General features: G+C 57.8%; 23 protein-coding genes, 1 tRNA gene and 1 other RNA gene. 4 read left to right on the top strand and 21 right to left on the bottom strand.

The features are described from left to right. Nucleotides 1–54: 54 nt before the first annotated feature. The 4 genes from gatB to aspS all read right to left on the bottom strand — a co-directional run bounded on the left by gatB (nt 55) and on the right by aspS (nt 4,743). Nucleotides 55–1,491, bottom strand: coding sequence for an Asp-tRNA(Asn)/Glu-tRNA(Gln) amidotransferase subunit GatB (gatB, locus tag ACTNBK_RS14525; protein ID WP_441147186.1), 1,437 nt, complete (start codon nt 1,489–1,491; stop codon nt 55–57). Further along, nucleotides 1,488–2,969: an Asp-tRNA(Asn)/Glu-tRNA(Gln) amidotransferase subunit GatA gene (gene gatA, locus ACTNBK_RS14530; protein ID WP_441147188.1), complete on the bottom strand. Its 1,482-nt coding sequence runs from the start codon at nt 2,967–2,969 to the stop codon at nt 1,488–1,490. Before gatA ends, gatB begins: the two co-directional genes overlap by 4 nt. A 12-nt stretch (nt 2,970–2,981) precedes the next feature. Next, a complete protein-coding gene (gene gatC / locus ACTNBK_RS14535) occupies nt 2,982–3,269 on the bottom strand; it encodes an Asp-tRNA(Asn)/Glu-tRNA(Gln) amidotransferase subunit GatC (protein ID WP_441147190.1) in 288 nt (95 codons plus the stop codon). Nucleotides 3,270–3,420: 151 nt separating this feature from the next. Continuing rightward, a complete protein-coding gene (aspS, locus tag ACTNBK_RS14540) occupies nt 3,421–4,743 on the bottom strand; it encodes an aspartate--tRNA(Asn) ligase (RefSeq protein ID WP_441147192.1) in 1,323 nt (440 codons plus the stop codon). 444 nt (nt 4,744–5,187) lie between these two features. Between aspS and ACTNBK_RS14545 the strand changes: the two genes are divergently transcribed. Both ACTNBK_RS14545 and ACTNBK_RS14550 read left to right on the top strand, forming a co-directional pair. After that, the gene (locus tag ACTNBK_RS14545; protein WP_441147194.1) at nt 5,188–5,799 is read left to right on the top strand and encodes a uracil-DNA glycosylase; all 612 of its coding nucleotides are present in this window, start codon (nt 5,188–5,190) and stop codon (nt 5,797–5,799) included. Then, nucleotides 5,796–6,470 (top strand): YoaK family protein, encoded by a 675-nt coding sequence (locus ACTNBK_RS14550; RefSeq protein WP_441147196.1) that lies wholly within the window; start codon nt 5,796–5,798, stop codon nt 6,468–6,470. The genes ACTNBK_RS14545 and ACTNBK_RS14550 overlap by 4 nt, the downstream gene beginning before the upstream one ends. A 51-nt stretch (nt 6,471–6,521) precedes the next feature. Here ACTNBK_RS14550 and ACTNBK_RS14555 read toward each other — a convergent pair whose 3' ends face one another. From ACTNBK_RS14555 to ffs, 4 genes are all read right to left on the bottom strand, one after another. Next, nucleotides 6,522–7,082, bottom strand: coding sequence for an FUSC family protein (locus ACTNBK_RS14555; protein ID WP_441147198.1), 561 nt, complete (start codon nt 7,080–7,082; stop codon nt 6,522–6,524). Nucleotides 7,083–7,095: 13 nt separating this feature from the next. Beyond that, complete coding sequence (locus ACTNBK_RS14560) at nt 7,096–7,443, bottom strand: YbaB/EbfC family nucleoid-associated protein (protein WP_441147200.1); 348 nt, start codon at nt 7,441–7,443, stop codon at nt 7,096–7,098. 6 nt (nt 7,444–7,449) lie between these two features. Further along, a complete protein-coding gene (dnaX, locus tag ACTNBK_RS14565) occupies nt 7,450–9,195 on the bottom strand; it encodes a DNA polymerase III subunit gamma/tau (protein WP_441147202.1) in 1,746 nt (581 codons plus the stop codon). An 89-nt stretch (nt 9,196–9,284) separates the two neighbouring features. Continuing rightward, nucleotides 9,285–9,549: signal recognition particle sRNA large type (gene ffs, locus ACTNBK_RS14570), an RNA gene on the bottom strand. A gap of 233 nt (nt 9,550–9,782) precedes the next feature. Between ffs and ACTNBK_RS14575 the strand changes: the two genes are divergently transcribed. Continuing rightward, nucleotides 9,783–9,858: transfer RNA gene (locus ACTNBK_RS14575), tRNA-Ala, on the top strand. Between the two features lie 110 nt (nt 9,859–9,968). On the opposite strand, the gene ACTNBK_RS14580 is transcribed toward ACTNBK_RS14575, so the two are convergent. The 10 genes from ACTNBK_RS14580 to acgA all read right to left on the bottom strand — a co-directional run bounded on the left by ACTNBK_RS14580 (nt 9,969) and on the right by acgA (nt 16,199). Then, a complete protein-coding gene (locus tag ACTNBK_RS14580; protein WP_441147204.1) occupies nt 9,969–10,586 on the bottom strand; it encodes a hypothetical protein in 618 nt (205 codons plus the stop codon). A 53-nt stretch (nt 10,587–10,639) separates the two neighbouring features. Next, the gene (locus ACTNBK_RS14585; RefSeq protein ID WP_441147206.1) at nt 10,640–10,843 is read right to left on the bottom strand and encodes a hypothetical protein; all 204 of its coding nucleotides are present in this window, start codon (nt 10,841–10,843) and stop codon (nt 10,640–10,642) included. 5 nt (nt 10,844–10,848) lie between these two features. Next, a complete protein-coding gene (locus tag ACTNBK_RS14590; protein WP_118642008.1) occupies nt 10,849–11,154 on the bottom strand; it encodes a hypothetical protein in 306 nt (101 codons plus the stop codon). Between the two features lie 147 nt (nt 11,155–11,301). Beyond that, nucleotides 11,302–13,260: a MobP3 family relaxase gene (gene mobP3 / locus ACTNBK_RS14595; RefSeq protein WP_441147208.1), complete on the bottom strand. Its 1,959-nt coding sequence runs from the start codon at nt 13,258–13,260 to the stop codon at nt 11,302–11,304. After that, nucleotides 13,248–13,667: a hypothetical protein gene (locus ACTNBK_RS14600; protein WP_087397539.1), complete on the bottom strand. Its 420-nt coding sequence runs from the start codon at nt 13,665–13,667 to the stop codon at nt 13,248–13,250. The genes mobP3 and ACTNBK_RS14600 overlap by 13 nt, the downstream gene beginning before the upstream one ends. 304 nt (nt 13,668–13,971) lie before the next feature. Next, complete coding sequence (locus ACTNBK_RS14605) at nt 13,972–14,388, bottom strand: helix-turn-helix domain-containing protein (RefSeq protein ID WP_441147210.1); 417 nt, start codon at nt 14,386–14,388, stop codon at nt 13,972–13,974. Next, entirely contained in the window at nt 14,385–14,594 is a 210-nt protein-coding gene (locus tag ACTNBK_RS14610; RefSeq protein WP_441147212.1) for a helix-turn-helix transcriptional regulator, read from the bottom strand. Before ACTNBK_RS14610 ends, ACTNBK_RS14605 begins: the two co-directional genes overlap by 4 nt. A 469-nt stretch (nt 14,595–15,063) precedes the next feature. Beyond that, the gene (locus ACTNBK_RS14615) at nt 15,064–15,360 is read right to left on the bottom strand and encodes a hypothetical protein (RefSeq protein ID WP_441147214.1); all 297 of its coding nucleotides are present in this window, start codon (nt 15,358–15,360) and stop codon (nt 15,064–15,066) included. Beyond that, a complete protein-coding gene (locus ACTNBK_RS14620; RefSeq protein WP_441147216.1) occupies nt 15,335–15,931 on the bottom strand; it encodes a radical SAM protein in 597 nt (198 codons plus the stop codon). The genes ACTNBK_RS14615 and ACTNBK_RS14620 overlap by 26 nt, the downstream gene beginning before the upstream one ends. 118 nt (nt 15,932–16,049) lie before the next feature. Beyond that, nucleotides 16,050–16,199, bottom strand: coding sequence for an ACGX-repeat peptide (gene acgA / locus ACTNBK_RS14625; RefSeq protein WP_441147218.1), 150 nt, complete (start codon nt 16,197–16,199; stop codon nt 16,050–16,052). 205 nt (nt 16,200–16,404) lie between these two features. Here acgA and ACTNBK_RS14630 point away from each other — a divergent pair, with 205 nt between their 5' ends. Then, nucleotides 16,405–16,740, top strand: coding sequence for a winged helix-turn-helix transcriptional regulator (locus tag ACTNBK_RS14630; RefSeq protein ID WP_441147220.1), 336 nt, complete (start codon nt 16,405–16,407; stop codon nt 16,738–16,740). 365 nt (nt 16,741–17,105) lie between these two features. On the opposite strand, the gene ACTNBK_RS14635 is transcribed toward ACTNBK_RS14630, so the two are convergent. The 3 genes from ACTNBK_RS14635 to ACTNBK_RS14645 all read right to left on the bottom strand — a co-directional run bounded on the left by ACTNBK_RS14635 (nt 17,106) and on the right by ACTNBK_RS14645 (nt 21,001). After that, entirely contained in the window at nt 17,106–18,470 is a 1,365-nt protein-coding gene (locus ACTNBK_RS14635) for a reverse transcriptase/maturase family protein (protein ID WP_441147222.1), read from the bottom strand. Nucleotides 18,471–18,898: 428 nt separating this feature from the next. Further along, nucleotides 18,899–20,467 (bottom strand): tyrosine-type recombinase/integrase, encoded by a 1,569-nt coding sequence (locus tag ACTNBK_RS14640; RefSeq protein WP_441147224.1) that lies wholly within the window; start codon nt 20,465–20,467, stop codon nt 18,899–18,901. Nucleotides 20,468–20,572: 105 nt separating this feature from the next. Next, nucleotides 20,573–21,001 (bottom strand): hypothetical protein, encoded by a 429-nt coding sequence (locus tag ACTNBK_RS14645; RefSeq protein WP_441147226.1) that lies wholly within the window; start codon nt 20,999–21,001, stop codon nt 20,573–20,575. Between the last annotated feature and the right edge of the window lie 204 nt (nt 21,002–21,205).

Here is a 21,205-nt window from a genome sequence, read left to right on the forward strand (position 1 = left end):
CCACCCACCCCCGCCCCCCCCCCCCCCCCCCCCCCCCCCCGCGCCCGATTCTGATTACAGCTGTTCCAGTTTCTCCCGCAGGGTCTGGTTGACCACCTGGGGGGATGCCTGGCCCTTGAGCTCCCGCATGACCTGGCCCACCAGGAAGCCGAAGGCCTTCTCCTTGCCGGCCTTGAAGTCCTGGATGGACTTGGGGTTGGCGGAGAGAACCTTGTCCACCACGCTCCCCACCAGACCGGCGTCGGAAACCTGCTCCAGGCCGTGTCCCTTCACGTAGGCGTCCACGTCGGCGTCGTCGGCGAAAACGGCGTCGAAGACCTTGACGGCGGTGTTGCGGTTGAGGGCGCCGGTCTGGACCAGCTCAATGAGCCGGGCCAGGGTCTTGGGGGTGAAGGCCATGTCCTTGGCCTCCAGGCCATCGGCGGACAGGCGGCGCATGACCTCGCCCATGATCCAGTTGGCGGCCTGCTTGGGGGGCGTCCCCAGGGCCACGGTGGCCTCGAAGAAGTCGGCCAAGGCCTTCTGGCCGGTGAGCATCTGAGTGTCATAGACAGGCAGGCCCCAGTCGGCCTGGTACCGGGCCATCTTGGCCTCGGCCATCTCGGGCTGCTCCCCACGGAGCCGCTCCAGGTAGTCCTCGCCGATCTCCAGGGGCGGGATGTCGGGTTCGGGGAAATAGCGGTAATCCTGAGCGTTCTCCTTGGAACGCATAGCGAAGGTGGCGTCCTTGTTCTCGTCCCAGCGGCGGGTCTCCTGGACCACCCGCTTGCCCTCCTCGATGCGCTCGATCTGCCGTTTGGCCTCGTACTCGATGGCCCGGGCGATGGCCTTGAAGGAGTTGAGGTTCTTCATCTCGGTGCGGGTGCCCAGCTCATCGGAGCCGGCGGGGCGCACCGACAGGTTCACGTCGCAGCGGAGGGAGCCCTCCTGCATCTTGCAGTCGGAGACCCCCAGGTACTGGAGGGTGGAGCGCAGCTTCTCCAGGTAGGCGATGACCTCCTCCCCGGAGCGGAAGTCGGGCTCGGTGACGATCTCGATGAGGGGGACGCCGCAGCGGTTGTAGTCGCAGCGGGTCTGGTCGATCCAGGGGTCGTGGACCAGCTTGCCGGCGTCCTCCTCCATATGGAGCTCGTGGATGCGGATGGTCTTCTCCCCACCGGACTCGGTGTGGATGGTGAGCTTGCCATTGCGGACGATGGGGAGATAGAGCTGGGAGATCTGGTAGGCCTTGGGCAGGTCGGGGTAGAAGTAGTTCTTCCGGTCGAACCGGCAGGACCGGGTGATTTCCCCGTCCAGGGCCAGGCCCACCTTCACGGCGTACTCCAGCACCTTCTCGTTGACCACCGGCAGGGTGCCGGGCATGCCCATGCACACCGGGCAGCAGTGGGTGTTGGGGGCGCCGCCGAACTCGGTGGTGCAGGAGCAGAAGATCTTGGTCTTAGTGGAGAGCTCCACGTGAGTCTCCAGACCGATGACAGTTTCCCAGGTCATTTGGCCTGCGCCTCCTTTCTGGCAGGGCTTTGTCTGTGATAGTCGGTATCCAGCTGGAAGGCGTGGGCGGCATTGAGAACCTTGGCCTCCCCCAGGGCGGGGCCGATGAGCTGGGCCCCGATGGGCAGCCCCTGGCCGTCAAAGCCGCAGGGCATGGACAGCCCCGGCAGACCGGCCAGGTTCAGGGGCACGGCGTAGATGTCGGAGAGGTACATCTTCAGGGGGTCGCCCAGGCTCTCCCCCAGCCTGGGGGCGGTGGTGGGGGCCACCGGCGTGAGGAGGAGGTCGTACTTCTCAAAGGCCTCGTCGTAGGCCTTCTTGATGAGGGCCTTCACCTGAAGGGCTTTCTTATAGTAGGCGTCGTAGTAGCCGGCGGAGAGGACGAAGGTGCCCAGCAGGATGCGGCGCTTGACCTCGGCGCCGAAGCCCTGGGTGCGGGTCTTCTCGTAGAGGTCGGTGAGGTCCTCGTAGCCCTCGGCCCGCCAGCCGTACTTGACGCCGTCGAACCGGGACAGGTTGGAGCTGGCCTCGGCGGCGGCGATGATATAGTAGGTGGGCACCACGTACTTCATCATGGGGAAGGAGAACTCCTCCACGGTGGCCCCACGGGCCTTGAGCACGTCGGCGGTCGCCAGGACGGCGGCGCGGACCTCCTGGTCCAGGCCCTCGCCAAAGCAGTCGGCGGGCAGACCCACCCGCAGGCCCCGCAGGTCCCCGGTGAGGCTCTCCGTCAGGCTGCCCCAGCCAGTGTCCAGGCTGGTGCCGTCCCGGCGGTCCTTGCCGGCCATCAGTTCCAGCACGGCGGCGCAGTCGTCGGCAGACCGGGCCAGGGGGCCCAGTTGGTCCAGGGAGGAGGCGTAGGCGATGAGGCCGTAGCGGCTCACGGAGCCGTAGGTGGGCTTGAGGCCGGTGACGCCGCAGTAGGAGGCGGGCTGGCGGATGGAGCCGCCGGTGTCGGAGCCGATGGCGTACCAGCACTCCCCCGCCGCCACGGCGGCGGCGGCGCCGCCGGAGGACCCGCCGGGGGCGTGGTCCAGGTCCCAGGGGTTCCGGGTGGGGCCGTAGAAGGAGGTCTCCGAGGTGGAGCCCATGGCGAACTCGTCCATGTTCAGCTTGCCCAGGAGCACCCCGCCGGCGGCCTTGAGCTTCTCCGCGGCGGTGGCGTCATAGGGGGGCGTGAAGTCCCCCAGAATTTTGGAGGCGCAGGTGGTGCGCACCCCCTTGGTGCAGATGTTGTCCTTCAGGGCCATGGGTACGCCGGCCAGGGGGGAGAGCTTCTCCCCCGCCGCCAGGCGCTTTTCCACCTCGGCTGCCTGGGCCAGGACAGCCTCCCCGTCCAGGCAGGTGACGAAGGCGTTGTTCCGGTCCTGCTCTGCCCCCATCCGGTCCAGTGCGGTCCGGGCGGCCTGGGTGGGAGAGACCTCTCCCTTCTGAATGAGTCCGCCCAGCTCCAGGGCGGTATATTCCCAAAGTTCCATGTCCGCTCCTCCTTATTCCACCGTCTTGGGCACCAGGAAGGCCTCTTCGTCGGGTAGCGGGGCGTTGGAGAGCAGCGCCGCCCGGTCCCCGGAGGGCACCACCTCGTCGCTCCGTAGCACGTTCTTCAGGGGGAAGACGTGGCTCATGGGCTCCACGCCGCTGGTGTCCAGGCCGTCCAGCACGTCCATATAGACCAGGATCTGCTCCAGTTCGCCGGTCATGCGTTCCTTCTCCTCCTGGGGCAGCTTCAGCCGGGACAGGATGGAGACATATTCCACCATCTCTTCTGTGATCTTCATTTCAAAGACAGCATCCTTTCCTCATGGTCCCCCTCGGAGAGCGGAGGGGGTATCGCGCCGAAGGCGCGTATCTAGGGGGAACTGGTTCCCCCTGGAAGGCGCGTATCATGCCGCGCAGCGGCACAGATTTTCCGCAGAAAATCGACGCGCCTCAGGGTTCAAGCCGGCTCAGGTCCCGGGGGAACAGGCTGGCGTAGCGCACGTTGTCCAGGCCGCACAGCTGCATGGTCAGCCGCTCCAGGCCAATGCCCAGGCCGCCGTGGGGGGGCATGCCGTGCTTGTGGATCATGAGATAGCTCCCGAATTCCGATGTGTCCATGCCCAGCCGCTCCATCTTGGCCACCTGCTGGGCGTAGTCGTGGATGCGCTGGCCGCCGGTGGTGACCTCCAGCCCCCGGAAGAGAAGGTCAAAGGAGAGGGTGTACCGGGGGTCGTCGGGGTCGTCCATGGCGTAGAAGGGCCGCTTCTTGCCAGGGTAGTGGGTGACAAACACGAAGTCGCTGCCCCACTCCTCCCGGGCGTAGCGCCCGATGGCGTGCTCCTCCTCGGGCTCCAGGTCGTAGGGGTCCCGGATCTTGTAGCCGTACTTCTCCGCTGCCAGGCGCTTGGCCTCGTCGAAGCGGACGGCGGGGATCTGGTCCACCTCGGGGATGGCCAGCTTCAGCCGGGCGATGTCGTCGGCGTACTCCCGCTTCAGAAGGTCCATGGCGTACCGCAGGAAGCCGGTCTCCACCTCCATCACGTCGGCGAAGGCTTTGATAAAGCCCATCTCAAAGTCCATGGAGGTGTACTCGTTGAGGTGGCGGGCGGTGGAGTGCTTCTCCGCCCGGAAGACGGGGGCCACCTCGTAGACCCGCTCGTAGACCCCCACCATGGTCTGCTTGTAGAACTGGGGGGACTGGGCCAGGAAGGCCTTGCGGCCGAAGTAGTCCAGCCGGAAGATGTTGGAGCCGCCCTCCGCCCCGGCGTGGACGATCTTGGGGGTGTGGACCTCGGTGAAGCCCTTCCCCTGGAGGTACTCCCGAAAAGCCCGGCTCAGGGCGGCCTGGACCCGGAAGATGCTGCGCTCCCGCAGGTGCCGCAGCAGCACCGGCCGCAGGCCCAGCTCGGTGTCCAGGTTGACGTTGAGCTTGGCCTTGGCCACCGGCACCGGCATGGGCTCCGCCGGCCGGGAGAGGACCTCCACCGACTCGGCTACCAGCTCCACGCCGCCGGGGGCCCGGGGCTCCTCGCGGAGGGTCCCCGTCACCGTGACGGCGGCCTCCTCCGGGACCTGACTGAGGTCCAGCCCCCCGCACACACACTGGAGCAGACCGTCCCGCAGCCGCAGCTTCAGAAAGGTGAGGCCGCCGCCCACGGACTGCTTTACGTGGACCATGCCAGAGACCTGAACGGTCTGGTTTCGCCGTCCGCCCTCCAGGATGTCGTTGTACGCCGGTCCCCCGCTCGTCTTGGTCCCAGTGATGAATTCCATACCGTTCACGTCCTTTCATTTCTTTTTCGGGCAATACTCCGTGAAAAAATAAAAAAAGTCCCGGAGCTGCTTACAACAGCTTCGGGACGGAAAAATCCGCGGTACCACCCAAAGTTTGCCGCTTCACCCTTGAAACGGCCCCTTGTCTCCCTTAACGCGGGAACACGTGAGACCCTCCCCCGCACTTTGGCAGGCTCGAATCTCCGGCTCGCAGAGTGTTGCGCCTCCCCATCCTGCCGGACCGGGCTCTCAGTCGGTGACCCGGATTCTCTGGCGGCCCTCACAGGGGGCGGTCTCGTTCATTGCCTTTGTTGGACGTAGTATATGCGCTTTTCCGCAAAATGTCAACTCCTAATTTTTCTGCGAAAACTGGTTTTTGTCTGCGCCGTTTTATGCTATACTTTATGCGCTCCATCCCCCACCAAGAAAAGAGGCGTTTGAACAATGCTCAACTGGACCGATCTGGAGGCCGCCTGCAGCGGCTGCCGGAACTGTTCTCTGTGTGAAACAAGGCACCACGTGGTCTTTGGCGAGGGCCTCCGCACCGCCGATCTCATGTTCATCGGCGAGGGCCCTGGCGAGCAGGAAGATCTCACCGGCCGCCCATTTGTGGGCCGAGCTGGACAATTTTTGGACGAGATGCTCTCTATCATTGATCTGGACCGTTCCCGCTATTTCATCGGCAATATGGTCAAGTGCCGTCCCCCACAAAACCGTGACCCCCTCAATACCGAGATCGAAGCCTGCATTGGCTATCTCCGCAACCAGGTGGCCCTGATTCGGCCAAAGATCATTGTCTGTCTGGGCCGTATCGCCGCAATACGGCTTATCCGGGAGGACTTCAAGATCACTCGGGAGCACGGCCAGTGGTTTGAGAAGGCTGGGGTCCACATGATGGCCATGTATCACCCCTCCGCCCTTCTCCGTGACCCGCGGAAACGGCCAGAAGCCTTTGAAGACCTGAAAAAATTACAGGCCAAGATCCGGGAGGTCTGCCCGGAAACCTATGCCGGAGTAGTCCCCCTTGGCCGGGACGCTGGGAGGACCCCGTCATGACAGAACGCTCCATCCAAATGTCTGAAGCCTACTCCCTGGGGGCCCTACTCACCGTGGGCGGCGGCTTCCTGGACGCCTACACCTACTTCACCCGAGGCGGCGTCTTCTCCAATGCCCAGACCGGCAATCTGGTGCTGCTGGCTATCCGACTGGCCCAGGGCGACCTGACCGCCCTCCCCCGCTATCTACCCCCCATCCTGTCCTTCGCCCTGGGCATCGTGGTGGCCGAACTGATCCGGGATCACTTCCGTGTCTCCCACACCCTCCACTGGCGGCAGGCGGTGGTGGCCCTGGAAGCCCTCATCCTTCTGGTCACCGCCTTCCTCCCCCAGGGGCCGTGGGACGCCGCTGTCAATGCCGCTGTCTCCTTTGTCTGTGCCATGCAGGTGGAGTGCTTCCGCAAGATCCGTGGCAATGCTCTGGCCACCACCATGTGCACCGGCAATCTGCGTAGTGGTACCGAACTGCTCTACCACGGTCTCAGGGGTCGGGACATCACCGCCCTGAAACGCAGCTTCCAGTATTATGGCATCATCCTGTGCTTCCTGCTGGGCGGTGCCCTGGGCGTCTGGGCCACCGGCGTGTTTGCCGAGCTGGCCATCCTCCTCTGCTGCGGCATGCTGGTCATCATTTTCCTGGCCATGTTCCGGGCACCTCAAGAGGCCACCTGAAGAAAAAAGTACGTGAAAAAGCTCCGGATCATTGAGATCCGGAGCTTTTTGTTATGTTTTCTTTTGGCGCATGTCCAAGTCGTCATCCGCTTGTTTCTGCTCCAGACGGTGATCTGGGAGCACGGCGTTGACACCAAAGGCAAAAGCCACCCCGACCACCGTCTCGATGATTCGTGCGGCAGCGTAATAATACCGCTCCACACCCGTCATATCGTTGATAAGAATGACACAGGGCACAATACAGGCCATTCCGCAGGCGGTGGGCCGCTGAATAAGCAGGCACACCCAAATCCCTGCCACACAGACCAGTCCCAAGATGACGGTCTTGACGAGAGGCTGCCGGGCGATCTCCCCCAGGGACAGAGCCAGCACACCCAGAGCACCGCCTACAGCCACCCCGATGAATCGGGATATCCCCTGCTGCATGGTCTGTCCCAGGGAGCTCTGCATACACACCACACAGGCAATACAGGCGTACATGGGGCCGATCTGCCCCAGAATACCGCCCAGTTCTGTGCGGTAAAGGAGCCCAAAGGGCACAAAGACCAGGTAGGAGAGCATTACGGCCACCGCCGTCTTGACGGTACGCATCCCCACGCCGGGGAGTTTCATGGTGTGGCCCTCCTTAGAACGGCAGGTTTAGGCCTCCGGTAATCTGCCCCATGGCGGAGGCCGCATCAGAGGAAGCGGCGCGCAAAGCCTCGTTCACCGCCGCCACGATGAGGTCCTGGAGCATCTCCACGTCGTCGGGGTCCACGGTCTCGGGATCAATAGCGATGGCCTTGAGTTCATGTTTGCCACTCACCGTGGCGGAGACCACGCCGCCGCCGGCCTGGGCAGTGTACTCCTTGTTCTCCAGCTCAGCCTGCATTCTCTGCATGTCCTGCTGCATCTTCTGGGCCTGCTTGATCATATTCATATTGATGCCGCCACCCATACCGCCCATGCCGCGGCTGCCGAATCCCTTTGCCATTGTTCGTCACTCCTTGATGGTAATGTTATCAAACTGCCGACCCATGGCCAGCAGATCGTCCAGATTGTCGTGGGCGGACACAGCCGCACTGGCGGGGGCCTTCCCCACCTTGACCTGCACCCGCACCGCCTCGCCCAGTTTGGACTGGGCCAAGGCACGGATGGCCTCCAGCACCGCCGGACGACTCACCACACCCTTCACGAGCTCGTCGTCCACCCACAGGGTGAGGACGCCGGACTCCAGATGGCCCTGTACCATGCTGGGATTTCCCAGAAAAGGCCAGGCATTCCGGGGCACCTTGTCCCGCAGCGCCGGGGCTAGGGTCTTCCAGAAGCTTCCATCGTCAGCCGTTCTGGCCGCCGCTGTGGCGGACGGTTCCTGCTTGCGAACCGGTTTTTGGGCCTCTGTCTTTACCGGGTCGACGGGAGCTTCTGCCGCCTCAGCAGATACTCTCGGGACTGTTACTGAAGCCTTGGCGGGAGGCTCTTCTCTTTTTTTCTCGACAGGTCCTTCTACTTGCGTATAGCTGATATCAGGCGCCTTCTCCAAATACTCGGTCTCAGTTCTCTGTAATGCAGAAGTGCTTTGCACTCGTACTGCAGGCACACCGGTGGAGAGCTGCTGCTCCACCAGGTCCAGTCGGGCGGAAAGGGCCTGGACGCTCTCGTCCAGCCGCTCATCGCACAGCCGTAGCAGGCACAGCTCGGCGTCAGTACGCCGGTTGCTGCTCCGGGGTAAGTCGGCCAGCACGCCCTGGAGCACCGTCAGCATCCACACCAGCCGGGAGGCAGTGAAGTGCTCGGAGAGCCCCCGCATGGTGGTCTCGTCCCAGTTGCCGCTGAGGAGGGCATTGCCAGACCGGGGGGCCGTCTTTCGGATGAGCAGGTCACGGGTCAGGGCGGACAACTCTCCCAGCACCGTAGAGACATCTTTACCGCCGCTGTATAGTCGGGCCAGGTCCTCCAGGGCTCCCTGAGTATCTCGCTTGGCCACCATGCCCATGAGCTTTGCCGACTCCAGATTGCCCGCCAGACCCAGGGCATCCAGGATATGTCCTTCGTCCACCGGACCGTCGGTACCGGCGCACTGATCCAACAGGGACAGGGCGTCCCGCAGGCCGCCGTCGGCCAGCCGGGCCAGCAATGATGCCCCTTCGGTGGTGAGCTGGATCCCCTCCTGCTCCGCCACATAACGGAGGCGGGCAGAGATGTCGCCGGGCAGGATGCGCTGGAAGGAGAACTGCTGGCAACGGGATTTAATGGTGGCGGGGACCTTGTGCAGCTCGGTGGTGGCCAGAATGAACATGAGGTGCTCCGGAGGCTCCTCCAGAATCTTCAGCAGGGCGTTGAATGCGGCAGTGGAGAGCATGTGGACCTCGTCCACGATGTAGACCCGCTTGCGGACAGCAGCGGGGGTGTAAACGGCCTCGTCCCGGAGGGCGCGGACCTGGTCTACACCGTTGTTAGAGGCGGCATCCAGCTCCAGCACATCCAGGATGGAGCCGTTTTCAATACCCCGGCAGGCGTCGCACTGGTTGCAGGGATTTCCGTCCACGGGGTGCTCGCAGTTGACGGCCCTGGCTAGAATCTTGGCACAGGTGGTCTTGCCGGTACCCCGGGTGCCGGTGAACAGGTACGCATGGGAGAGGCGGCCGGTGGCCACCTGCCGCTTCAGCGTCTCGGTGATGTGTGTCTGTCCTACCACATCATCAAAGGTGCGGGGCCGCCACTTCCGGTAGAGCGCCTGATACAACGTCCATCCCTCCCAAAACAGCAAGAGAGGGACGCGGTTGCGCCGTGCCCCTCCCTCTCTTATCCGACTTCTTCCGACGCAGAACAAGACCGCACACCGGTCTTTGAACACTACGCTATGTCCGTAACCCAGGCAGCCAGCTCAAGAACGGCAACCCTGCGGCACACGGAAGGATCCGCTTAATGCTGCTCGGTTCCCCGCCTGACATGGTTCACGGGTTTCCGTTGCGCAGGACCAATCTATCATCGCCGCTTACCTGAGGCAGACGACACATCGCAGCTCCGGGGACCGGGATTCATCCCTGCTGTAGCGGGTTGCAGGTACAGGGCACCGCTATCTCCCCAACTAGTGCGGCCTTGCTCCACGCCGGACCACTACCAGGTCCGGCAAAGCCGGTATAGGGTATTGTACTACACTTTCCGCGATTTATCAATCCCGTTTTTTTGTTTTGTAAAAAAAGGCTTTACAAAACTTAGAATTATGTTATAATGTTATCCGTTGACTCGGCATGATAGGCTACTCTGCCTATAATTCATCTCCTTCACAATATTTATTGTCATAACTTTTTTGTCTAAAACATTTTATTTGGGCCTGTAGCGCAGTTGGGAGCGCATCACATTCGCATTGTGGGGGTCGTCGGTTCGAATCCGATCAGGTCCACCAAATGAACGAAGTCCGTTTTTCGAACATTTTTATCGAAAAACGGACTTCTCATTTTTGGAAAGCCTTGTCGTATCAAGGCTTTTTCTTTTTTATATTTCGGGCGGCGCACTTCAAAAATCATGCCAGACAGTATCCCCCCGGATTATCTCCATAAAGCGTTCCAGCTGCTCATCCGTTAAAATTTGTTTTGCCTTACACGAGAACTTAGGAGCCTTGAGTTCTTCCGTTGGATTCCACACAATCACTCCCGCGTGTTTCGCCTCCCCCAGTGCTTCATGGAGCATGGAGTGGACCCCACGGACCGTACTGCTGGCAAGCCCCTCTCCTGTGTTTCGATTTCCCTGGTGGGCCAGTGTATCATACAGTTTTTGAATATCTTTTCCGGTTATCTGAGTGATTGGCTTGTCTCCCATAAAGGGGACAATGTGATTACGCACTGTGCCTTCATATCGGTTCAAGGTTGAGGGACGGATGGTCGGAGCTATATTCTTTAGCCATTGCTCCAGCCACTGTCCCAATGTCATCCGGCTCTCCTCAGTCAGCTCGACGCCCTGATACGCCTCGATGCTCTGCCGGAGTTTGGCTGTCAGTTCCTTTTGGGTATCTGCGTAGATGTAACGGAAGATGGGATCACCGTTTTCCTTGTGGCCAACTACGATGCGCCCTTCCCAGCGTCCATCTTCCCGCTTGCGCACCATGCCGTCACCTGACGGTCGTCTTTTTGCCATGCCGTATCACCCCCGAGGCCTTATTTTTGTTTTGCGGCGCAACTTTTGAGTGCTTATTTTACAGTGGGGAATTTGTAAGGCTCCGCCACATACTGATACAGAACTGCGCCGCAGCGTCGGCAGATCAGATACTGCAGCCGGTTGCCGAGTAGTCCATGCTTTCTGAAGGTGACCAGCGCCTCGCCATGCTGCCAGCCAAGGCCAATGTCCTCGCATCCGCAGTACTGGCACCGCTGGACCGGAAGTCGATTCATCATCTTATTCAATCCTCTTGTTCTATCCTGTGACAGAGGCGCTCGGTTTCCTCCTCATCGAAGGAGTACAGGCCGTCCGCCTCCAGTTCTTTGCTCAGTCCCCAGGCCAGTTTGAACCCGGCGGTGAAGCTGGCCAGTGAGGTCTCCTCCCGCAGCAAGTTTTGGGTGTCCACCAGATGCATGAGCCTGCGCCGCTGAAGCTTGTCCAGGCAGTCCCGCACCTCTTGGCGGGTGTTCTCAATGTCTTCTTCTAACTCACTGAAGTCCGGCTCCCGGTAGAACCGCTGGTGCAGGGCTCTCATGTAGTCGTTCATTGTGCCTCGCCTCCTTTGCAGCAACACACAATACCGAACTACAGAGAAAATAGCCAGGGCTTTTGACCACAATTATCAAACTGTTATCAATTTCTCCGGTCCATTTCTGCGCGGCGCTTATCATTGTCAACACTGTGCTATTTTTACTCACCATCCGCCCATGGTCATGCCGTCCATCGTCTGCTCATCCTCATGGTCATCCGGCTTGTGGCCCATAGCAATGCGCTTCTCCATGAGCTTTTGTCTGCTCTTCCGGTCGATGTGCAGTCCAGTCCCAGACTGGGGCAGAGCATGATCTTCAAAGATTCGGCTCATGTGATAGAGCAGCCGGGTGACCGCCAGCATCACAGAGGGCGGTCGGAGATCGCTTCTCTGCTCCAGAAAGAACTGGGCGTATGAATTTCCTTGGGCGGCGGAACGGCTGAACCACACCATTGCCTGGGCCTGGTCCTGAGAAAGCCCTTGTCCCGTCAGGTGCAGCTTGCCCAGCATGTACTGGGCGTACTGGTTTCCTGCCTCCGCCGATTTGGTGAACCAATCCGCCGCTCTGGTGGTGTCCTTGTTGACAGCGTTTCCCTCCAGATACTCTTTGCCCATACGGTACGCGGCGAAGTGGCTTCCGTTTTCCGCCGCCTGTTTCAGCCAGCGGATGCCCTCGTCCGTGTCCCGCACTTCCCAATCGTTGGAGAGAAGCAGCTTGCCAAGGGCATACTGTGCTTCCGGCAGACCCTGTATTGCCGCCTGGCTGAGCCAGTGCTTTGCCTTATGGTTGTCCGGGATCAGCAGAGGACCGTCCCGGTAGAGCTGCCCCATCCGGTATTGCGCATAGGCGTCGCCGTACTCCGCCACCTGCTCCAACTTCTCAGCCGCCCGGTCACGGTAGTCCAGAGAAATGTCCTCGTTCTGAATGATTCGCCACAGCTCCCGGCAGGCATTAGACTCACCACGCGCCGGTTCCGGCTCGTCGTGCTCAGCCAAGTCATCATCCTCGAAGGAGATCTCACCCAGACGGATGTGCTCCGCCTCCTGGATGACAGCGTTTTTGATCTGCCGGAACTCTTTCTCCTGGGACAGCTTTTTTCGTTCTCTGGGTTTGTCGTGGTAGTAACTCTCCACCTCGCCCTGGAGCCTGCACCACCGGTCGTAGCACTCACGCACTACCGCCAGCTCCTCCAGCTTGTCCACTACCTCGTCCACGGTTTTCTTCACGGACTTGGGAAGGTATCCATAGGATTTTTTGCCCTTGACCGTTTCCAGTTGTCCGGCCAATTGCTCCATCTTTTGCTCGATCTCAGGAGCCATACAGATACTTCGTGTCATCTCCCGGGTGAGCTGCCGGATCGCCCGGCGGGCCTCCCGCACCAGCTCATCCCGCGACTGTGACTTCTGTTCGTAGGTGTGGAGCATCTCCTGCTTGAAGATCTGATTGGTGAGCGCGGATTTGATATTGCGGATGCCGTCCCGCGTGAGATATGCTTCTCCCGGCTGTGTCGACCATGCCATCATGTGGACATGGGGATGCTTGCCCTCGTCATGAAAGGCGGCGTACCAGCGGAAGTGGTTCGGTTGAATGTTCATAGCGGCGGCGATTTCGTTGCGATTTGCCCGGAGCAAGTTCCGCCACGCTTTGGCGTTGTCGTAGCCAAGGCGTGCGGCGTCCTCCCGCTTCAGGGAGAGGATATGCGTCCACACATTCCCGTTGTACTGATCCAACTCCCACATGGCCTGCTCCAAATTCACTGTCTCCTCATCACCAAAGAGCCCGTGGTCACCAAGCCGCTCCGCGCGAGGCCGAGTGGCAATGTACTTCATGTAGCCGTCTGATTGCTGAACTTGAGACCAGTTCTCCTCCAGTGCTCGGGTGATAAAGACAGAGGCATTGGCCTTGGTGGGCTTGTCTTTGTAATCGGAATACTCGCCCAGGTCCCTGGCCTCCGGGAAATCCTTGGTCGGTTTGGTGATGAGCTGCTCCTGCTTTCGAGTGGGCGGACGGTCATCCGGGAGGATCTCCACCCGTTCCCGTGTGCCGATGTACCTCAGATAGCCGCTGACCGAACTGCTGCCTCCGCACTTGAGATAAGGGCTCTTTACGATCAATCCTGCCACTCATCGTCCTCCTCCCAAGCATCACGCACCCGCTGCTCCAGCGAGATGCGGCCATTGGTTTTCCGCACATTTTGAACGCTCTCCGCCCGCCGTCGGCGTAGATCCTCGCCGCTGAACTGATACGCGTCGGCGAGGATACCGGCCACCATGTCCTGCTCCACCGCCTGCCGGAAGGCGATGGAGGACAGCCGCTCCTCCAGCTGTCCCATCCTTCCGTCCAGGTAGGACTTGATGGAGGTGGGGAGAAACAGTCCGGCGTTGTTGGCGCTGAGGTAGTCCAGATAAAAGTCCACCGCCCGCTCAATGAAGGCGGTGATGCTCCGGCTCCCGTCCTCCTGATACCGGCGCTCCAGGATAGCCTTTTTCTCCGGCGACAGGTAAAGTGGGAATTTCTCTTTTTTGCTCATAATGTTCTCCTTTCCGGGGGGGTGACCCCTGTTTTTTCCTTGTGGTAGTAGGCTTTCGGGGATTGTGACCGCAGAGATGATGTCACAGTCCGGATTTTGACCCCATTTCCAATCCCCGCAAAATCCCCCGCAACTGCCCGCACTGCGGGCAGAGGTGCTTCCGACAGGGGGCGCTTGCGACCCCGTCGTTTATCCTGCTTTTCCTTTTGTCCCCCCAAAAGCCTTCGAAAGCGGCCCAAATCCGCCTCGAAAATCCTTGTGGGGCAGGGCCTCTGCCCTGCCCCACAGACGGACACACAGCCCCTCACAGCGGGGTACACGGGTCGTTCTGGTCTTGCTCCGCCAGGATCTTCTGGAACCGCTGCCGCTCGGTTTCCAGCTCCAGTTCTTCCAGCTTTCTCTCGTAGTGTCGGGCGATCACATCCTGGGGCGGGAACACTGTGAAGCACAAGGTTCCGTTGCGTGTCACACCCGCTTTGGTTGTGACCTTGGTGGGCTCCACCGCAATGAGTCCACGCTCAATCAGCTTCTGGATATACTTGCTCACGGTGTTCTCACACATTCCAACCGCATCTCCGATAGTTTTGTAGCTGGGCCAGCACTGGTGCGTCTTCTGGTTCTCGCACCGGCGCAGATAACAGTACACTGCCAGCTCGCCAGGGCTCAGACCAAGGAGAAAGATCTCATTGGGCAGAGAGAAAAAGTTTCCTCTGTACTTCATTTCCCACCTCCCGTATGTTCCTCCACCCACTGAATAAACTTTTCTTTTGGCACCACCATGCGGCTGCCCACACGCAGCACAGGGAAGTCCGGTTCATGCATGAGCTCGTAACTACTGGACGGTGACACGCCAAGCACTTTTGCCACCGTTTCTGAATTGAGAAACAGCGGCAGGTCGTTGTAGCTTTTGTAACTGGATTCTTTCACAATCGCGGCCTCCTTCAAAAAATTTTTCTCACCTTATTACCCGCTGAGCGCGGGCGGTTCACAAAAGAATTTTTTCTGCTCCACTTGTATAGGGGAGAAAATAAACGATCTGCACAGTCTCAATAAGAAATTTCGGTGATATAGCCAAACCGTGTCGATTTGGTTTAGCGGTTTCGATGGCGGCTGTGACTTGCTTTCCTCCGCTTCTGAATTTCTTCTACTACTTTACCTGAGGACACTTCTCAAGTGACATAGACTTGACACATTCTCCTTTGCTTGCCATACTTGCTGATTGTCGCCTCCACTTTCTATTGCAGAAAGTACATCTTTTTGACATACTTTTGACAGAAAAGCAGAGCGCCTGCTTTGTCAGCAGACGCTCCGTTTAGTGTTGGGTCAGTTCAATTTTGCACTGGTTTCCGCAGACGGCATTTCCCCTCTGCCTCGTCACGCTCTTTCAGGAGCCGTGCTAAAGCAGAAAAAATTTCTTTTGCAGATGGTCTATGCTTCTCCTATTGAGTTGGTGGGCCACGGCGTATTTGCGGATGGACAGACCGTCTACAAACCGCTCTTGGAAATAGTCTTTGTATTCAGCCAGCACCGTTTTCAGGGCATTGTCCAGAAACTGCAGGTCCTCTTTCAGCTTGGCGAAGTCACTTCTGGTGATGGCGGCGAATCTCTTTTCTTTTACGCAGAGACGATATTTGCTCCGGTCGAAGTTGTAGTTCTTGCACAGGTCTTTAGCGCAGCGGCTCGATGCCCACATCCTTTTCCTCACTGGTGGGGCAGTAGCGGGAGAAAGCGAACACATCCGCCCTGTGGGCCACCACGGTGTCGATGAGCGCCGGGATCTCGTCGATATTGGTACCGGAGACCGTGGTCATGATCACCGCCCGGATACCGGCCTTCTTGATGCAGGCGATCTTCTCCATGGTGCAGTCAAAGCTGCCGGGTTTGCGGAACCAGTCGTGAGTCTCCCGCAGACCGTCCAGAGACAGCTGATACTTCTCACAGCCGCATTCCTTCAGCCGCCTGCATACCTCGTCATTCAGATGGAAGGGATTGCCCAGGATGGTGAATGGGATGTGATGTTCCTTCATCAGTCCCAGCAGATCCCAGAAGTTCGGGTGCAGGATGGGGTCGCCGCCGGTGATGTAGAAGTAGGGCAGGCGGTGGTAGACCTTGCAGAAGTCCAGGCAGTTGTAAAAGGTGTCCCGCATCTGGGGCCAGGTCATGGCGTCCAGCTTCTTGCAGGTGTCCTCGGCAAAAATGTAGCAGTGCTTGCACCGCTGATCGCACTCGTCGGTGATGTGCCACTGAAAGGCGAAATATTCCATCTCATGTTTCCTCCTGATTGTTTGTTCTTTGAGAGAGGGCGCATTTCCCAAACCACGGAGCCAATTCCGTCCCTTGGGAAGTGCGCCCCCGCAGGCTGCCCCGCGGGGGCGCGGGGGCTTACTGCTTGTCGCCGGCGCCGCAGGCACTTCCGCAGGCGGTGAGCTTGGGCTCGGCGGGCTTGTCCCCAGCGCCGCAGGCGCTCCCACAGGCGGAAGCGGCCTTGACCTCGGCCTTGCTGCCCCAGTCAAACAGATTTTTCAGTCCCATAATCAGTTCCTCCTTATATTTTTTCCTTTGAAAATCAGGCGTTTCCTGATCTCTGTTTTCAGTATAGCGGGTCCAATTTGTGCCCACAAGTACGCACCTTTTTATTACTGGGTCACCTTTTTGTAACTCCTTGACCGGGCACGGAACAGCATATATAATGAGTGCAACATGACCAGACCGCAGTACACCGTAAGGAGGAACTTGTATGCTGACAAAAGAAGAACTCCCTACCTGTCCCGTTGCCACCACCGTTCAGCTGATTGGCAGCAAATGGAAGCTGCTGATCCTCCGCAATCTGCTGGCCAGGCCCTGGCGATTCAACGAACTGAAAAAGAATTTGGAGGGGATCAGCCAAAAGGTCCTCACCGACAGCCTGCGCTCCTTGGAGGAGGACGGCATTGTCACCCGGACCGTGTATCCGGAGGTTCCGCCCCGGGTAGAGTACTCCCTGAGCGAACTGGGTGACTCCATGCGCCCCATCATCAACGCCATGGAGCAGTGGGGGCTGGGGTATCAGGCAAAGGTTCAACACAGAGATTGATGTTTCCCATATTTAAAAATTCCGCTGCGCTATGATCCTAATCTTGTTTACGGCCCCCCAATTTCTGAGCAATCGTCCGCGCATAAATGACCTGCTTGATTCTTCTCCCAGAATTACAATGCAGACAACCAGAGATATGCAAAACGCTCCCCGCTCCAGCCAGGAAACAGTTTCCGACTGGAGCGGGGAGCGTTTTGACCACATTTTCAGCCACAGAGCGGTGTGGAGTACATGGAAACAGTGCTTTCAAAGAGTGGCGAAAAGCAAGTGAAATGGAGCGGAAGCGGTGCGAAATAAGCGGAAATTATACAAAAAATCTTTTCTCACCTCTTTGTTTTCTGTGGCGCAGGATTTGAGGTTACTTTTTACCCTTCATCTTCCAACGCCCTTCTTATTTTCGCCATGTGGTCTTTGGTTCCTCGTGCAATGGATTCATGTGCACCAAACTCTTTCTCTGCCCGACGGACATATGATAAGAAATTCCCAGAGCCCGACTTAATTTTCCCGTTCTTTTGCGTAATGCGATACCCCTTCGCTCCCTTGATTGAGTAAAGGGCATATAAATTCTTATTGCTGATATGCTTTCCTGTCGGAGAGCATTGGCCGCTTTTCCGTATCGTCTTTACCTTACTGTACATCCGATAATAATATTTACCCAATGTCTTCATTCGAATTGATACGGTACTTCCATCAAAAGTAAACCCCAGAAAATTAATAAATCTCTTTCGGCCCTCCAAAGGCACTCCAAACAGCGCCCCACAGTTCTCTAACTGCGTATTCTCATATCGGAAATACTGAGTCTTATTCGGTTCTAAAGTTAATCCAGGAACACTATTGAACTTGGCTGATATATCCTTGATGATTTGGAGAGTCACTGATCCAGTATCAGGCAACACAACAATAAAATCATCGCTGTACCGCATATATAGGCCACCTTGTTCTGTTACCAAATCATTGACCGTCTTGTCGACCTCTAACATATAGACATTGGCAAGTAGTCCACTGATTGGGGAACCCTGCGGTATCCCAAATACATCTGGATTCTGCCTGATATGCTCCCTATTTGAGTTAGCCTTATATTCTTCTGGTGTCAGCACGCGCAGCATAGAATTCAACGTTCTACGTCCTGCCCGGTTATCCTGTAGTCCATTCAGGGCTAACAAATCAGACAACTCCCATGTACTATAATGGGTCACGCTTCGAAATACTTTATAGTGGTCTTTTGGGAGTTTAGACACTCCTATTAACGAACACCATTGTTGTTTTAAATATCTATGGTCCAGGTGATCAAAGAATCCTGTGAAGTCTCCTATCATAACGTAGCAGGGCGAGTTACTACGAATAAAGTGAATCACCCGTTTAGCAAAATGAATATTGTTTTCATGCAAATCCGTCCGATATGCTACAGCAACTTTTGACAGTCCATCTCTCGCTACGCGCTGATTATAATCATTCCCCAGCAAGAAATAATAGTACTGATAGATGCAGCGATCAATGTGTGACGCATAACAAATATCTCGTTTTTTCTCTTTGGGCCCGGTTTCTTTGTTAAACTTAACTTGTTTCTTCTGATAATGAATAAATGGGTAAAAACCATGCCGCTCTATATTTTGAGGAACCGATATATAGGCCCCTTGTTGGGCAATATCTGTTCGGCAGTCAAAATGCGCATATGATCTTCGACTTTTTTCTATCACAGCTTTAGAGGCCAGCCATTCTTGATTCGTCATAATGACTCCTTAAAATTGCAATATCCGCCGACACGGGGGGCAGTATCCCTCAGTCGGCGGATATACAGTTTGACGCAGCCTCCTGCTTCACCCGTTTGGTGTGTGTCTAAGGAAGCCGACTGCCCAGAGTGCAATGCTCAACTATGATACAATTGAGCGGGAAGCTTGTGTCACTGCCTCCTGGATGTGTCTGATGGCGGCCACCAGCTGGTGGGCTTATGACCAGTCACTCCAGCTCCAAGAACTCCTGTGCAGTCTCCTGACAGAAATTATGAAGAAAGGGTTGACAACAATATTCCTCCCCCACACCTTTCGTGTAGGGCATTTTTATTGTAGAACATCTTTTCGAACATGTCAACTGGCACTCGCCGCTCTTGAGTGCTATTTTACAAATTATTTACATTTTGTGACTTATTCTGCGCCTGCCGCTACAATTCCTCCCGGATCTCGTCATAATACCGCTGCACCGTGGAGCGGTCCATCTGCAATTCCCTGGCAATCAAGGACTTGCTGGACACACCGGGGTGCTCTCGCAGGTAGGCGGCGATGGCCTTCTTTTTGGGACTTACCCCGTCGGGATATTCTGTACTTGCCCCAGAGCGGAGGGCGGCGATCTCCGCCTTCATCTCCAGGATCAGCCCCTTCAGTTTTTCCTCGCACTCCTCACGGGTTTTGGCGTAGACGTTCCGGGAGTGCTTCTTGCCGTCCGGCCATACTGGAGAGTAACGGCCCTCCCAGAGGTGCTCCCCAAGCTGGCTGATGCACCCAGTTCCTGGTCTACGCCGGGGCGGTTCAATCGGCACAAAGTCCTGCTTTGGCGGTTCGTCTGTCTGTTCCGGCATGGGCTCCACTTCCGCCTTGGCAATTCCCTGGTCGATGTTCAGCGCCGCCTTGCGACGCATCTCGTCGGTAATGTGAGTATAGGTGTTCAGCGTGGTCGCTGAGGAAACATGGCCAATGATGGTGGAGAGGGTCTTTACATCCATCCCGTTCTCCAGTGACAGGGTAGCAAACGTGTGGCACAAATCATGAAATCTTACCCGCTTGCACCCTGCTCGCTCCAAGATTACTTGCAAGCGCTTTCGGACATAGCCGGGGTCGATGGGCTGCTCGGGCTTAGTGCGGGACGGGAACATCACTTCAGAGAATACACCCTTTTTGTACTCCGCCAGCAGCTCCACCATGGCAGGCGGCAGGATAATGGTGCGGTTGGCCGCCTTGGTCTTGGGTTCGCTGATGATAAGTTTGCCACCCACCGGATAGACCTGCTTGTCGATACGCAATTTTCCGGTGGCGAAGTCCAGATCGTCCCATTGGAGGGCCAGCAGCTCACCCCGGCGCATCCCGGTGGTCAGCTCCAGCAGGAAGAGCTCATACATTCCCTCCGCCTTGGCCTGGATGAGAAAGCGCTGGATCTCCTCTTGGGTCAGAATCTTCATCTCTTTACCCTTCATCGGCGGAAGCTTGCAGCCTACTGCCGGATTGGAGTGGATCAACTTCTCCTCCACCGCCTTGTCCAGAGCCATCTGGCAGAGGGCGTGGCAGCTGCGCACCGAGCGGTCCACCATACCAGGGCCTCGTCGCTCCACATTGGCCTTCCGCCCGCTCTCCTTCATGCGCCGGAAGAACTGCTGGAGCTCCGCCTGGGTCAGTTGGTTCAGTGGGATGTCTCCCAAGCCCGGGATCAGATGATTGTAGATCCACCCCTCATAGCTGAGCTGGGTTGTCTGTCTGAGCCTGGGTTTGGAGTAATTCTGGTACCAGTAGTCCAGCCAGTCCCGGACAAGCATATCGGACCGCACCTGGACAGGGCGCACCACCTGGCAGGTACTTTTCAGGGCCTCCAGTTTTGCGATACATTCTTTCTTCGTTTTGGCCAGCACATTTTTTGTCTTAGGGTTGCCCGCCTCATCGTAGCCCACCACCACACGGCCCTCCCAGCGGCCGTCCTTGCGTAGGCGAACAGTGCCTTCGCCCTTCTTTCTCTTGCCCGCCATTCTATCACCTCACCATGATATTTTCCATGAAGCCACCCACGATCTCACTGGCTCGCTTCTGCATATCGCCGGTCACATGAGTATAAGTATCCAGGGTACGACACACTACAAACTGAAACAGAAAGCGGTGAAGTGGGTATATCCTTCATCGGCATGGACACCCAGCAGCTGTGCAAACCGCAGCTCCCAGTCGGTGACACCACTGCCGTTTTCCAGGCACCAGTCTGTCAGTTCCCCCAGAGAGGTGGCCCAGATATCCTTGTGTCCCAATACTTCTCCCGGTTCACATGGCTCCGCATAGTTGTGCCAGGTGACCAGCAACACCCGCTCTCCCGCCTCGTCCCAGATGACCTGCTGGTCTTGCCGCGTCAGACAGACCAGCTCCATCACCTCGCTATCCTCGCTGAATACCGCGTCGGCCATAGCGGCTACCCACAGCTCTTCGTTGGAGAGTGGGGGCTTACTCACACATCCGGCCAGCGGCAGCAAGCTCAGGACTATACCGGCAGCAACCGCAACAAATCTCCTTTTCATCAAATAAATGGATCCCTCCTCGCTGAAACGGCTGCAGCCACCTGGATTTATTACTCTCCGGCACTGCCTGACCCTTTTCTACTTAGGTGCTCTTTTTTAGGGAATCTCTGATTTAATCCGCACTACCATAAAGGCTCCGGATGTGGGATAATAACACTATCAACGCAATGGTGGTGTATGGGGATGAAGAAACAGGAAACATTT

The sequence above is a fragment of the Intestinimonas sp. HCP28S3_D6 genome, assembly GCF_052065695.1.
In the GTDB taxonomy this organism is placed as follows: Bacteria; Bacillota; Clostridia; order Oscillospirales; family Oscillospiraceae; genus Intestinimonas.